The sequence below is a fragment of the Rhodococcus sp. DMU1 genome, from assembly GCF_012272955.1.
Classification (GTDB): Bacteria; Actinomycetota; Actinomycetes; order Mycobacteriales; family Mycobacteriaceae; genus Rhodococcus; species Rhodococcus aetherivorans.
In genome coordinates, this window is record NZ_CP050952.1 from 2021941 (window position 1) to 2034580 (window position 12640).

Below are 12640 nucleotides of genomic sequence, written 5' to 3' on the forward strand. Positions count from 1 at the left end.
GTTGAGCAGACCTGTGGAATATCACCGGCTAATTCTGCTTTTCATGCCATTGTGACGTGACCCATACTTCAGGGGCCAACGGAGGGCTCGCTCCCCGGCACCGAGCGAGCGTCCAGCCGCCTCGTCCGGCCGCCTCGGCGGTCCTCACCCACGGCCGCCTCGGCGGTCCCCTCATTCACGGCCGCGACCGCCGCGTGCCCCGCTTCGCCCGCCGGCCGGTCCGGCACCCGTACACAAGGAGTTCGTGATGGCACTTCTCGACGAATCCATCTGGCAGGGAAAGATCTTCGTCGGAGACTGGATCCCCGGCGGCGCCGGTGAGATCAAGGTCGTCGAACCGGCGACCGGCGCGACGCTCGGCAGCGTCGGCCTCGCCGATGAGGGCGACCTCGAACGCGCCGTCGACCGTGCCGTCGCGGCCCAGCGCGACTGGGCGGCCCGCCCGCACACCGAACGCGCCGCCGTGCTGCGCCGCGCCGGCGACCTGTGGCAGCGGCACGCCGACGAGATCGAGCGCTGGATCATGCGCGAGTCCGGCTCCCTGCGCCCCAAGGCCCAGCTCGAGACGCACGTCGCGGCGCAGGAGTGCTTCGAGGGCGCGGCCCTGCCCTCGCACGCGCTCGGCGAGATCCTGCCCAGCGAGGCACCGCGCCTGAGCATGTCGAAGCGCGTGCCCGTCGGTGTCGTCGGTGTCATCGCGCCGTTCAACTTCCCCCTGATCCTCGCCATCCGATCGGTCGCGCCGGCGCTCGCCCTCGGCAACGCCGTGATCCTCAAGCCCGACCCGCGTACCGCCGTCTGCGGCGGCGTGGCCCTCGCCCGCATCTTCGAACAGGCCGGCCTGCCCGCCGGGGTACTGTCCGTGCTGCCCGCCGGCGCCGACGTCGGCGCCGCCCTCGTCGACGACCCGCGGGTACCGGTCATCTCCTTCACCGGCTCCACCCCGGCCGGCCGCGCCGTCGGCGCCGCCGCGTCCCGCAACCTCAAGAAGGTCCACCTCGAACTCGGCGGCAACTCCGCGATCGTCGTCCTCGACGACGCCGACCTGGCCGCCACGGTGGCCGCCGGTGCCGCCGGTTCCTTCCTGCACCAGGGCCAGGTGTGCATGACCACCGGCCGGCACATCGTGCACGAGTCCGTCTACGACGAGTACGTCGCGCAGCTCGCCGCCAAGGCCGAGGCGCTGCCCGTCGGCGACCCGGTCACCGAGCAGGTCGCGCTCGGGCCGATCATCGACCACGGTCAGCTCGAGAAGATCCACGCTCTGGTCACCGCGTCCGTGGACGCCGGCGCCCGCCTCGTCGCGGGCGGCACCTACGAGGGCCTGTTCTACCGGCCCACCGTCCTCGCCGACCTCCCCGCCCGCGCCCCCGCCTACGCCCGGGAGGTGTTCGGGCCCGTCGCTCCCGTCGTGAAGTTCTCGACCCTCGACGAGGCCGTGGCCCTGGCCACCGACACCGAGTACGGGCTGTCGCTCGGCATCTTCACCCGCGACGTCGGCAAGGGCCTCGCCCTCGCCGAGCGGATCCCCACCGGCATCGCCCACATCAACGACCAGACCGTCGGCGACGAGGCGAACATCCCGTTCGGTGGTCTCGGCGCCTCGGGCAACGGCGCCCGATTCGGCGGTGCCGCCAACAGCATCGAGGCGTTCACCGAGTCGCGCTGGATCACCGTCAGCCGCGACGTGCCCGTCTACCCCTTCTGAGCGGCCCCGCCGACCGGATCTAGCATCGTCCTCGCAGAGTAAGGACCTACCATGACCCTCGCAGACCCAGAGCCCGCCGCCATCGTCGCGCCGGCGCAGCGGAACAAGGACATCCGTCGCGTCGTGTTCTCGAGCTACCTCGGGAGCACCGTCGAGTTCTACGACTTCATCCTGTACGCGACCGCCTCCTCGCTCGTGTTCGGCCCCGTGTTCTTCGCGAACCTCAGCCCCGGCCTCGCGCTGATCGCCTCCTACGCGACCTTCGCCATCGGCTACATCTCCCGCCCGCTCGGCGGCATCGTCTTCGGTCACTTCGGCGATCGCATCGGCCGCAAGAAGATGCTCATGCTGTCGATGACGATCATGGGAGTGGCGTCCTTCCTGATCGGCCTCGTCCCGGCGATACCCACCTGGGGCGCCGTGATGCTGATCCTGCTGCGTGCGGTGCAGGGCGTCGCGATCGGCGGCGAGTGGGGCGGGGCGGCCCTGATGTCGCTCGAGCATGTCAAGGGCCGTAACCGCGGCTTCGCGGCGGCGTTCACCAACGCCGGTGGCCCCACCGGCGCCGTGCTCGGCACCGTCGCCCTCTCGCTCGCCGCTCTCCTGCCGGAGGACGACTTCCTCTCGTGGGGCTGGCGCGTCCCGTTCCTGTTCTCGGCCGTCCTGCTTGCCGTCGGCCTGTTCGTGCGGGCCCGCATCGCCGAGAGCCCCGTCTTCGAGGAGGCGCTGCGCGCCGCCGAGGCGAAGAAGGACCGGACCAAGGAGACCATCCCGCTGGTGACGATCCTGCGCGCGCCGCGCACCCTGATCCTCGCCGGACTGGTGTGCACCGCGCCGTTCGTGATCCAGGCCCTGTTCTCGACGTTCGTGATCACCTACGCCGCCGGGAACGGCGTGTCCCGGTCGCAGGGCCTCACCGCCTTCGCGATCTGCCAGTTCGTCGCGATCTTCGGCATCCTGGGCGCCGCCCGGCTGTCGGACACCTACGGGCGCAAGCCCGTCATGATGACCGGCTTCGTCGGCATGGTCGTCCTGGCGTGGCCGCTGTTCCAGCTCGCCTCGTCCGGCAACTTCCTGCTGGTCGTGCTGGCCTTCGTGATCGCCTGCTCGGTCCTGCAGTCGCTGACGTTCGGCCCCATGCCGGCGTTCCTCGCCGAGCAGTTCGGCACCCGCGCCCGCTACACCGGCGCCTCCCTCGGCTACCAGATCGGCAGCCTCCTCGGTGCCGGCTTCACCCCGGTCATCGTGGCCTCGCTGTACGCCGGCTCCGGCACCATCGGCAGCGTGATCGTGTACCTGGTCGCCGGCTGCGCCCTGAGTGCCGTGGTCCTCGCCCGGTTCGTCAAGGAGAGCAAGGACGTCGACCTGAGCGCCTGATCCGCGTCACCGGCGGGGCCGGGCACCGCACAGGTGCCCGGCCCCGCCGCGCGTAGTCGATGTCGGGCGGGCCCGTGGGAAGGGGAGGTTGTCGCGACCACCGGGCTGTCGCTGCGCCATCCGTCGAGTAGCACCGGCGACAACCTCCCGCTGGGGGTGGAAAGCTCCCGCTCGATACCGTTGCCCGCATGACCCGTCCCGACTCGGTGCCCAACTTCACCATGCGCCAGCTCGCGGCGTTCGTCGCGGTCGCCGAGACGGGAACGATCGCCGGCGCCGCCGAGCGGCTGCACCTGTCACAGTCCGCGCTGTCCGCGGCGCTCACCGACCTCGAGAAGTCGCTCCAGACGCAGCTGGCCGTGCGACGGCGGGCGCGCGGCGTGCAGCTGACGGCGATGGGGGAGGCGGTACTGGCCCGCGCCCGGGTGCTGCTGCACCAGGCGAGCGAACTGCAGGCCGACGCGGTGGGGGAGGGCGGCGGTGTGGCCGGCCCCGTCGCCATCGGGTGCTACCCCGCCCTCGGGCCGACGGTGCTGCCCGCGCTGCTCGCCGGATTCACCCACCGCTTCCCGCGCGCGCGGGTCGAGTTCCGGGAAGACACCCAGAACCGGCTGCGCACCCAGCTCGACAACGGCGAGCTCGACCTCGCGATCGTCTACGACCTCGAACTGTCCGCGGAGTGGCGCAAGGCGACGCTGATGACGCGCGAGCCGACGGTGCTGCTCGACGCGAACCACCGTCTCGCCGGCGGGGACGGCCCGGTGCGGCTGGCCGATCTGCGCGACGACCCGATGGTGCTGCTCGACGCGCCGCCGAGCAGCAACCACGCGATGGAGGTGTGCCGGGGCGCCGGGTTCGCGCCGCGCGTGGCCTACCGCACCTCCAACTACGAGACGGCGCGGGCCTTCGTCGGTCGCGGCCTGGGGTGGACCCTGCTGCTGCAGCGGCCCCCGCTCGACGTGACGTACGAGAATCTCCCACTCGTCGTCAGGCCGCTCGTCGATCCGGTTCCCGACTCCGTCGACGTGGTCGTCGCGTGGCATCAGGACTCGATGCTCAGCCGGGTGACACGAGCATTCATTCACTTCGCGTCCACGGGAAGGACACCCACCGCGAGACCCTGACCTGCGGTGATCCGGAGTACCACGGAATTTCCGGGGTATCAGCACGAATAGTTGCGCTTTTCAACCGCTTGTGATGGGGGTCATGCTTGCCCAGTCCGCCGTGACGCGGGCCGCATCGTGAAAGGCAAGCAACACATGACGATTACCACGCCGGCACCGTCGCCGGAGGTACTGCAGCGCAAGGCCCGCAAGGCTGCGCTCGGCAGTTTCGTCGGCACCGCGATCGAGTGGTACGACTTCTTCATCTACGGCACCGCCGCCGCCCTCGTGCTCGGGCCGCAGTTCTTCCCCGGCACGTCCGAACTGGCCGGCACCCTCGCCGCCTTCGCGACCCTCGCCGTCGGCTTCGTGGCCCGCCCCATCGGCGGCATCGTCATGGGCCACTTCGGCGACCGCGTCGGCCGCAAATCGATGCTCGTCACCTCGCTGCTGCTGATGGGCTTCGCGACCGTCGCCATCGGGCTGCTGCCCAACTACGCCGCCATCGGCGTCGCCGCGCCGATCCTGCTGGTGGCCCTGCGCTTCGTCCAGGGCCTCGGCGTGGGCGGCGAATGGGGCGGGGCTGTCCTCGTCGCCACCGAGAACGCGCCCGCGGGCAAGCGCGGCCTCTACGGCGCCGCACCCCAGATCGGCGTTCCCGCGGGCGTCCTCCTCGCCAACCTCGTGTTCCTGCCGCTCACGGCTGTCCTCGACGACGCCGCGTTCGCGGACTGGGGCTGGCGCGTGCCGTTCCTGCTCAGCGCCGCCCTCGTCGGCGTCGCCATGTGGATCCGGCTCGGGCTCGAGGAGAGCGCCGACTTCGAGAAGAGCCGGGACGCGGCCGGGGACGTCAAGCTCCCGCTCGCCGAGGTCCTCGTCAAGCACTGGAAGACCGTGCTGCTCGCCGGCGGCACCTTCGTCGCCACCAACGGCATCGCCTACGCCTACATGGTCTACGTCCTCAAGTACGGAGAGAAGGAACTGGGCTTCGACAAGTCCACGATGCTGTTCCTGCTCATCGCCTCGTGCCCGTTCTGGATGGCCGGCATGGCGATCAGCGCCTACAAGTCCGACATCGTCGGCCGGCGCCGCGTCTACATCGTCAGCTCGATCGCCCTCGTGATCGTCGCGGCCCTGTTCTTCCCGCTGATGGACACCGCGATCCTGCCCGTGATGCTCGTCGCGATGATCGCCCTCGGCTTCGTCCTCGGCGCCTGCGCCGGGCCGCAGTCCGCCCTGTTCGCCGAGCTGTTCCCCGCCCACATCCGCTACAGCGGCGCGTCGCTCGGCTACCAGATCGGCGCGATCCTCGGCGGCGGCCTCGCCCCCATCGTGGCGACCTCCCTCTTCGCGGCCTTCGGCACCTCGCTAGCCGTCACCGCGTACTTCGTGCTGATCGCGCTCGTCAGCCTGATCAGCATCCTCCTTCTTCGCCACCCCCACGACCCGTCGGTCGCGGTGGCGCCCTCCCATCGGTCCGAGCAGGAAGTGGCCTGAGGCATGTCGACCTACTACCAGCCCCCCAAGTACCCCGCATCCGACTTCCCGTCGATGCAGCCCGACGCCGAGGCGCTGCCCGTCGTCGTCGTCGGAGCCGGACCCGTCGGCATGGCCGTCGCCCTCGGTCTCGCGCAGCGCGGCATCCCCGTGACGATCCTCGAGGCGGCGGACCAGGTCTCCTTCGGCAGCCGCGCCATCTGCATCTCCCGGCACAGCCTCGAGGCCGCCGCACGCCTCGGCTTCGGTGCCGAGCTCGAGAAGATCGTCCTGCCCTGGGTCGGTGGCCGCAGCTTCTACCGGGACCAGCAGGTGCTGCACTTCCGGATGCCGCAGCGCGAGTTCGATGTGCGGCCGCCGATGATCAACGTCTCGCAGTCCGAGTACGAGCAGATCGTCGTCGACACCATCGAGCAGAACCCGCTCATCACGCTGCACTGGCAGGCGAGCATCGCCGGCATCCTCCGCGGCGACGACGAGGTGACCCTCGAGGTCGACACCGCGTTCGGCAAGCGCCACCTGCGCGCCGCGTGGGTCGTCGCCGCCGACGGCGGCCGCAGCCGCATGCGCGAGCTCGCGGGCCTGCGCCTCGAGGGCACCAACTACGAGGGCCGCTACGTCATCGCCGACATCCACTGGGAGTCGGACCTGCCCGCCGAGCGCATGGTCTGGTTCGATCCGCCGAGCAACCCCGGCTCGACGATCATCATGCACAAGCAGCCGAAGAACATCTGGCGCATCGACTACCAGCTCGACCCGTCCGAGGACGCGGAGATCGAGACCCAGGAAGACGCCATCCGGGCCCGCATCGCCAAGCACCTCGACTGGCTGCAGAACGACCTGCCCTGGACGCTCGAGTGGCACGGGTTCTACAGCGCCCGCGCCCTCGCGCTGCGCGAGTTCACCCACGACCGCATCCTCTTCGCCGGCGACGCCGCGCACCTCGTGCCGATCTTCGGCGTGCGCGGCCTGAACTCCGGCATGGAGGACGCCGAGACGCTGGCCTGGCAGCTCGCCGCCGTCGTCCACGGCAACGCCGACGCCGCGCTGCTGCAGGCGTACTCGATCGAGCGGCACGACGCGTGGGAGCAGAACGTCGCGAACGCCGGCAAGTCCACGCTCATCATGTCCCCGGGAACCCACGGGTACCGCACCACCCGCGACGCGGTGCTGGCGCTCGCCGTGGGCCGCCCCGAGTTCGGTGAACTGATCAACCCGCGCCAGTCCAGCGCCACCCACGCTCGCCTGTCGCCGCTGACCTGGCCGGTCGCGGAGGGCCTGACCGGGGTGCTGCCCGGTGACCCCGTCGAGGACCGCCGCGTGCGGGTCGTCACCGCCGACGGCAGCACCGCGTCGTCGCTCAACGTGGTTCGCGGCACCGGCTTCGCCGTCGTGGGCTTCGGCCTCGACGCCGACGGCAGTGCCGCCCTCGCCGCGGCCGCTTCCGACCTCGCCGCCGCTCTTGCGCCGGAGAGCGTGCGCGCTGTTGCCGTCGGCGGTACCGCCGCCGACGGGGTCACGGTGCTCGACGCGCCCGACCTGGCCGAGGCGCTCGGCGCGACCGCGGGCGAGGCCTTCGTCATCCGCCCCGACGGCCTGCTGCTGTGCCGGGTGCCGGTCGCCGAACTGTCCGGCGTCGCGGCCGCGCTCCGCGCCGGCACGGCACCCGAGGGCCCGGCCGTCCCCGCACGCCCCGCGCAGGTGCTCACCGACGACGAGCAGCGCCGCGAGAACGTGTGGCTGGGTCTGTCGGATGCGCTCGATCAGGTGGACCCGTCCGACCGGGAAGGCTTCCTGGTCCGCCTCGCCCTGCAGCTCGGCTCGCAGGCCGGCCACCGCGAGTTCGAAGAGGCCATCGCTGCGGCGACCGACACGTCGCCGGTGCGCACCGAGGAACTGGCCCCACAGGCCTGAGTCCGTCCGACGACGGCACCCCCGCCCGGCGATCCCGGACGGGGGTGCCGTCGCGCGTTGCGGGTCAGGCGCCGATGGCGGAGCCGAGCATCGGCCAGGCCCGGTGCAGGTCCTCCTGCCAGTAGCCCCAGGAATGGGTGCCCACGGGCCGGAAGTCGACGGTGGCCGGGATGCCGAGCTCGGCGAGCCGCCGGGCCAGCAGATGCGTGCATTCGTTGGTGGCGGCCTCGATGATGCCCCCGACGACGACCTGCTCGGCAAGGTTCGCCGGGTCGCCGGCGACGTTCGGATGATCGAGCCGGTCGTACGGACCGGGCAACCCGGTGCCGTTGGACAGGTAGATCTGCGTCCCGCGCAGCTTCTCGGCGTTGACGTAGGGGTCGTTGGCCACCCATGCGGGGTCGCCTTCGGGACCCCACATGTTGTCGGCGTCGCCGCCACCGCGCGCCTCGACGACGAGTTCGACGTAGGTCCGGCCGGGACGGGTGCTCGTCTGGGCACAGCCACTGAAGGCGCCGACACCGCGGTACAGGCCCGGTGCGGACTCCGCGAGACTCAGCACAGAAGTCCCCGACATCGACAGTCCCGCAATGGCATTAGCCCCGGTGGTGCCGAGAGCCGCGTTGACGATCGGCGGCAGCTCGCGGGTGAGGAAGGTCGTCCATCGGTTCCGGCCGAGGACCGGGTCGTCCTGCTTCCAGTCGGTGTAGTAGCTGAACGCGCCTTCGAGCGGCAGCACCACGTTGACGTCCTTGTCGGCGAAGAAGTCGGCCACGTCGGTGCGGTCGAGCCAGGTGAGGGTGCCGCCGTCGCCGCCGCCGGCGCCGGCGAGCAGGTACAGCACCGGGCGTGGGGTGCTCGTGTCGCGCGGCAGCAGCACCGCCACCGGAATCACGCGGCTCATCGACGCCGAGTACACGTGCAGGGTGCGCTGCCGAGGGCTGTTGTCCTCGCTGCGCTCGAGGTACGAACCGTCGGCGCTCGGGGCCGGCTGTGCCGCCGCGGGTGCGGCCACGGCGAGCGCGGCGGCCGTCAGCGTCGCCGCGACGACTGCCGTCACTCGACGGAACGGTCTCGGACGGCGCATGGGATCACCTTCGGTCGGGACGAGATCCTTCGATGCTACGGCGCACAAGAGCCCGCACGGGGCATGTGCGGGCTCTTGTGCGTCGGACGGTCAGCTGAGCAGATCCAGGATAAGTTCGAGCAGGTCACCGAGCTCGATTGAACCGAGCAAATCTTGGAGGCTTGACATGAAAGCTCCTTCATTCTGTTTGTTCGGGCGGACTTTTCATGTGTAACACGAGTGTGGTTGAGTCGCAGGTAATTCGGGTACCGATTGCCCTTTTTATTTGATATTCGGTATTTCCGCCGGTCAGGGCCGGGGAAATCTGCAGATATATGGGTGAGCATATTGTTCGGACCGCAGCCGGGTCGCGGGGATTCGGAATTATGTGCGATTCGCGCGGTCGGCCCGAAATGTGAATTCCCGGCTACGGCCGATCGATATTCCGGACGATCCGGGCGGCGAAGGCGTCGATGTCGGCCCAGTCCCGGTGATCGCCGTACCGGCCGCCGGTCAGGCGGAACACCACCCGGCCCAGAGGCCCCGGCCACTGCTCCAGCTCGATCGCCCCGGCGAAGGCCCGGTACTCGCGCACGTTCGCCGTCGCCCGCAGCGCCGCCGCCACCTTCGGCTCCTTCAGCTTCGGCCGCACCCACCCGGCCAGCCGCGCGGAGATCATCGCGCTCGTCGCACCGATGGTCTGCACCGAGAACAGCCACGCGGGCTTCCCGGCGAGGAGCGCGCGGTGCAGATCCGCGAAACGAGCGGCGGGAGCGAGCCACTGCCCGTTGTGCACCGAGCTGCCGAGCACGATCGCGGCGTAGTCCGACGGATCGACCGGCTCGGCCAGATCCCGCAGGTCCGCGTCGTGCCCGGCTTCGGTGAGCCGCTGTGCGATCCGTTCGGCCACGCCGCGGGCCGCCCCGTATGCCGTCGTGTACGCCACCAGTACCTTCACGTGAGCTCCCTCCACCGACCTGTCCCGATGACGCGACGATTATCCGGCTGTGCCGGAGGGTGCCCGCCAGTTCCCCGGAAAGTCCGGCGCGTCGGGAGTGTCGAGAAAGCTCGAAGCGTCCCTCACGCTCCGCTCACCCGTTATCACGCCCAGGTGGCCCACCCCGGGATGGACGAGCACCCGGCCCCGCGGCACGGCCGCCGCAGCCTCCCGGAACAGCGCCGCGCCGTAGAAGCCGTCCCGGTCGCCGCCGACCACGAGCACCGGACACGACACCTCGGGGAGCCGGGCGGTCACGTCGAAGCGGTCCTCGGCCTCGGCCACGGCGAGGAAATCGTCGTACCCGTGCCGGGCACCCGACGGCTCGAGCAGCCATCCCAGCGTCCACAGCAGCCTGCGCGACCACCATCGCGCCCCCGTCGTCGCCGCGAGCTCCGCCATCGCCCGTCGCGGATGCCCCTCGCGCACGACGGCCGCGGCCCGTCGCTGCACCTCGCGGCCCGGGCCGAGGCGGTGCGCCGACGCCACGAGCACCAACCTGCGCACCAGCGCCGGGTGGTCGAGAGCCAGCTGGAGCGCGACGCTGCCGCCGGTCGAGACACCGAGGACGTCGACCGGGCCGGGGAAGTGGTCGGGCATCGCCTCCGCGTAGTCGCGGGCGAGATCCGCCATGGTGGTCCCCGGCGGCAGGCCCGGCCGGCGGTTCACCCACCACACGCGTCGCGTCGTCGTCCAGGGCGCGATCTGTCCCAGCTGGGTGCGGCGGTCGAAGCCGCGGGGTGGCCGGTGGTGGTTCGACAGGCCGGGCATGAACAGCAGGGGCGGACCCGTACCGGCGCGCAGGTAGGGCATGCCCGAGTTCCAGGTGCCCTCCTGCGCTGCGATCACGCCGCGTCCAGCGTCCGTGCGATGCCCCTCGCCCAGTCCTCGATCTCCTGCCAGTCCCGGAAATCGCCTTCGGGCAAGAGCTTTCGTCCGGCGGGCAGCTTGCGCATCAACCGCGCTCCGACACCGAGCGTCTTCGGGTCGAGGGCGCCGAAGAACACGTGATGCTCCCGTGGCGCGACCGCGTCGGTCAGCTCCGAGAGTTCCTGCGGTGCCGCGCTCTCCCGCACGTTCTGTCCCTGTTCGTCGACCTCGTCGGTGCCGAGCGGTCCGCTGGTGAACAGCCAGACCGGGCGGGCGACGAGTCCGTCGCGGTGCTCGCGCACGAACGCGCTCGCCGGCTTCTCCCAGTGCCCCAGGTAGGCGGAACTGCCGACGACGCACGCGTCGTAGTCGTCCACCGACGCCGGAGCCGGCAGTTCCAGAGTGTCCACCACGTGCCCCTCGGTCCGGATCACCTCGGCGATCCGCTCCGCGATCCCGGCGGTGGCGCCGTGCCGGCTGGCGTATGCAACGAGAACCTTCATGGCGGATACCCCTGTCGTCGAGCTGTGCTCCTGCCGGCCCGTTCCACCATCGGCCCCGCCGGCGTCACCCGTCAAGCGCTGCTCAGCCGAGTGCGTCGAGGGCCTCCTCGATCGGGGTGTCCCCGTTGTTGAACTCGATGGTGCGCCGCACCGTCGCGGGCCGGTGCAGCACCGCCGCCGCGACCGCCGCCACGTCCGCCCGCGAGACCTGCCCCTTGCCGGCGTCCGGGCCGGTCTCGATCCGGCCCGTCGGCGAATCCAGGGTCAGCAGGCTCGGGCCCAGGATCGTCCAGTCCAGATCGGTGCCGCGCAGGTGCGCGTCCGCGGCCGCCTTCGCCTCGGCGTACGGATGGAAGCCGTTGTCCTCGGGCACGCCGTGGTCCGGGCCGGCCCCGAAGTACGACACCATGACGTAGCGGCGAACCCCCGCGCGCTCGGCCGCGGTCATCGAGGCGATCGCCGCGTCGCGGTCCACGGCGTACGTGCGCTGCGGATTGCCGCCGCCCGCGCCGGCCGACCACACCACGGCGTCGTGACCGGACAGCAGCGGCACGAGTTCGTCGACGCCGAGGTGCTCGACGTCGGCCACGACGGGGGTCGCGCCCGCGGCGCGCACGTCGTCGGCGTGGTCGGGGTTGCGGATCACCGCGGTCACCTCGTCGCCGGCGTCGGCGAGCAGCCGCTCGAGGTGCAGTGCCACCTTCCCGTGGCCGCCGATGATCACGATCCGTGCCATGTCGAATCCTTCCGTCGCCGGCCCGCCCGTCGGGCCGCCTCCCACCATCGCACCATGGCGGCGGTGGTCCGTGGGGGAGCACCGGTCGGCGACGTTCGCTCACCGAACGTTCACGCCCCGGGCACCCGAGGTGCAACGTACAGCGGGCATGCTGGGGCGATGAACCCTGTCGTCCTGGAACTCCGCCACGTCGAATGCGAGGGCCCCGCCGCGTATCTGCCGGTGCTCGAGCAGTACGCGCAGGTGCGCACCGTCCGGCTCGGGCGCGACCCGGTGCCCACGGCGCTCGACTACGCCGCCGTCGTCGTCATGGGCGGCCCGATGGGCGTCGCCGACGCCGCGACGCTGCCGTGGCTGGGGGAGGAGATCGCGTACCTGCGGTCCGCCGTCGCCGCCGGCATTCCGGTGTGGGGGGTGTGTCTCGGCGCGCAGCTGCTCGCCGCGGCCCTCGGCGCCGACGTCTACACCGGCCCCGTCCCGGAGGTCGGCGTGGGGGAGGTGGAACTCGCGCACGCCTCGGCCGCCGACCCGGTGTGGGGCGAGCTGCCGTCCACCTTCCCGGTGCTGCAGTGGCACGCCGACACCTTCGACCTGCCGCCGGGCGCCACCCTGCTCGCGTCGTCGCGGGCCTACCCGAACCAGGTGTTCCGGCACGGCAGCAGTTACGGCGTGCAGTTCCATCTCGAGGCCGACGCCGACCAACTCGGTGGCTGGCTCGCGATCGACGAGTACCGGGCGTCGCTCGAGGCGGCCCTCGGGCCCGGGTCCGCCGACGCCGTCGCCGCCGAACTGCGCTCGGTACAGCCCGAGACCGTCGCGCACGCGGCGGCCGTGATGAAGCGGTGGCTCGAGACGTACGTCGTGTGAGC

Annotated in this window: 11 protein-coding genes; 6 read left to right on the forward strand and 5 right to left on the reverse strand. The window is 71.3% G+C overall.

Annotated features, from left to right (window positions below; genetic code table 11):
* Positions 1 to 247 precede the first annotated feature (247 nt).
* From HFP48_RS09585 to HFP48_RS09605, 5 genes are all read left to right on the forward strand, one after another.
* Positions 248 to 1708: a benzaldehyde dehydrogenase gene (locus HFP48_RS09585; protein ID WP_168579401.1), complete on the forward strand. Its 1461-nt coding sequence runs from the start codon at positions 248 to 250 to the stop codon at positions 1706 to 1708.
* A gap of 51 nt (positions 1709 to 1759) precedes the next feature.
* Positions 1760 to 3085, forward strand: coding sequence for an MFS transporter (locus HFP48_RS09590; protein WP_072634790.1), 1326 nt, complete (start codon positions 1760 to 1762; stop codon positions 3083 to 3085).
* A gap of 188 nt (positions 3086 to 3273) precedes the next feature.
* Positions 3274 to 4209: a LysR family transcriptional regulator gene (locus HFP48_RS09595; RefSeq protein ID WP_006939123.1), complete on the forward strand. Its 936-nt coding sequence runs from the start codon at positions 3274 to 3276 to the stop codon at positions 4207 to 4209.
* A 135-nt stretch (positions 4210 to 4344) separates the two neighbouring features.
* Positions 4345 to 5685 carry an MFS transporter gene (locus HFP48_RS09600; protein ID WP_006939122.1) on the forward strand — a complete coding sequence of 447 codons (1341 nt, stop codon included), beginning with the start codon at positions 4345 to 4347 and terminating at the stop codon, positions 5683 to 5685.
* Between the two features lie 3 nt (positions 5686 to 5688).
* The gene (locus HFP48_RS09605; RefSeq protein ID WP_072634793.1) at positions 5689 to 7599 is read left to right on the forward strand and encodes an FAD-dependent monooxygenase; all 1911 of its coding nucleotides are present in this window, start codon (positions 5689 to 5691) and stop codon (positions 7597 to 7599) included.
* Between the two features lie 64 nt (positions 7600 to 7663).
* On the opposite strand, the gene HFP48_RS09610 is transcribed toward HFP48_RS09605, so the two are convergent.
* The 5 genes from HFP48_RS09610 to HFP48_RS09630 all read right to left on the reverse strand — a co-directional run bounded on the left by HFP48_RS09610 (position 7664) and on the right by HFP48_RS09630 (position 11771).
* A complete protein-coding gene (locus HFP48_RS09610) occupies positions 7664 to 8686 on the reverse strand; it encodes an alpha/beta hydrolase family protein (protein ID WP_168579402.1) in 1023 nt (340 codons plus the stop codon).
* A 406-nt stretch (positions 8687 to 9092) separates the two neighbouring features.
* The gene (locus HFP48_RS09615) at positions 9093 to 9623 is read right to left on the reverse strand and encodes a flavodoxin domain-containing protein (protein WP_168579403.1); all 531 of its coding nucleotides are present in this window, start codon (positions 9621 to 9623) and stop codon (positions 9093 to 9095) included.
* A gap of 39 nt (positions 9624 to 9662) precedes the next feature.
* Positions 9663 to 10511, reverse strand: coding sequence for an alpha/beta hydrolase (locus HFP48_RS09620; protein WP_246872528.1), 849 nt, complete (start codon positions 10509 to 10511; stop codon positions 9663 to 9665).
* Complete coding sequence (locus HFP48_RS09625) at positions 10508 to 11035, reverse strand: flavodoxin domain-containing protein (protein ID WP_072634795.1); 528 nt, start codon at positions 11033 to 11035, stop codon at positions 10508 to 10510. The genes HFP48_RS09620 and HFP48_RS09625 overlap by 4 nt, the downstream gene beginning before the upstream one ends.
* An 82-nt stretch (positions 11036 to 11117) precedes the next feature.
* Positions 11118 to 11771 (reverse strand): SDR family oxidoreductase, encoded by a 654-nt coding sequence (locus tag HFP48_RS09630; protein WP_168579404.1) that lies wholly within the window; start codon positions 11769 to 11771, stop codon positions 11118 to 11120.
* Positions 11772 to 11930: 159 nt separating this feature from the next.
* Here HFP48_RS09630 and HFP48_RS09635 point away from each other — a divergent pair, with 159 nt between their 5' ends.
* On the forward strand, positions 11931 to 12638 hold the full coding sequence (locus tag HFP48_RS09635; protein ID WP_006939113.1) for a gamma-glutamyl-gamma-aminobutyrate hydrolase family protein: 708 nt from the start codon (positions 11931 to 11933) through the stop codon (positions 12636 to 12638).
* Positions 12639 to 12640 lie beyond the last annotated feature (2 nt).

Coding starts and splice junctions, on each gene's coding strand:
- HFP48_RS09630 (WP_168579404.1), bottom strand. CDS start 11,771: ATGGCACGGATCGTGATCATCGGCGGCCACGGGAAGGTGGCACTGCAC.
- HFP48_RS09595 (WP_006939123.1), top strand. CDS start 3,274: ATGACCCGTCCCGACTCGGTGCCCAACTTCACCATGCGCCAGCTCGCG.
- HFP48_RS09600 (WP_006939122.1), top strand. CDS start 4,345: ATGACGATTACCACGCCGGCACCGTCGCCGGAGGTACTGCAGCGCAAG.
- HFP48_RS09590 (WP_072634790.1), top strand. CDS start 1,760: ATGACCCTCGCAGACCCAGAGCCCGCCGCCATCGTCGCGCCGGCGCAG.
- HFP48_RS09625 (WP_072634795.1), bottom strand. CDS start 11,035: ATGAAGGTTCTCGTTGCATACGCCAGCCGGCACGGCGCCACCGCCGGG.
- HFP48_RS09605 (WP_072634793.1), top strand. CDS start 5,689: ATGTCGACCTACTACCAGCCCCCCAAGTACCCCGCATCCGACTTCCCG.
- HFP48_RS09610 (WP_168579402.1), bottom strand. CDS start 8,686: ATGCGCCGTCCGAGACCGTTCCGTCGAGTGACGGCAGTCGTCGCGGCG.
- HFP48_RS09635 (WP_006939113.1), top strand. CDS start 11,931: ATGAACCCTGTCGTCCTGGAACTCCGCCACGTCGAATGCGAGGGCCCC.
- HFP48_RS09585 (WP_168579401.1), top strand. CDS start 248: ATGGCACTTCTCGACGAATCCATCTGGCAGGGAAAGATCTTCGTCGGA.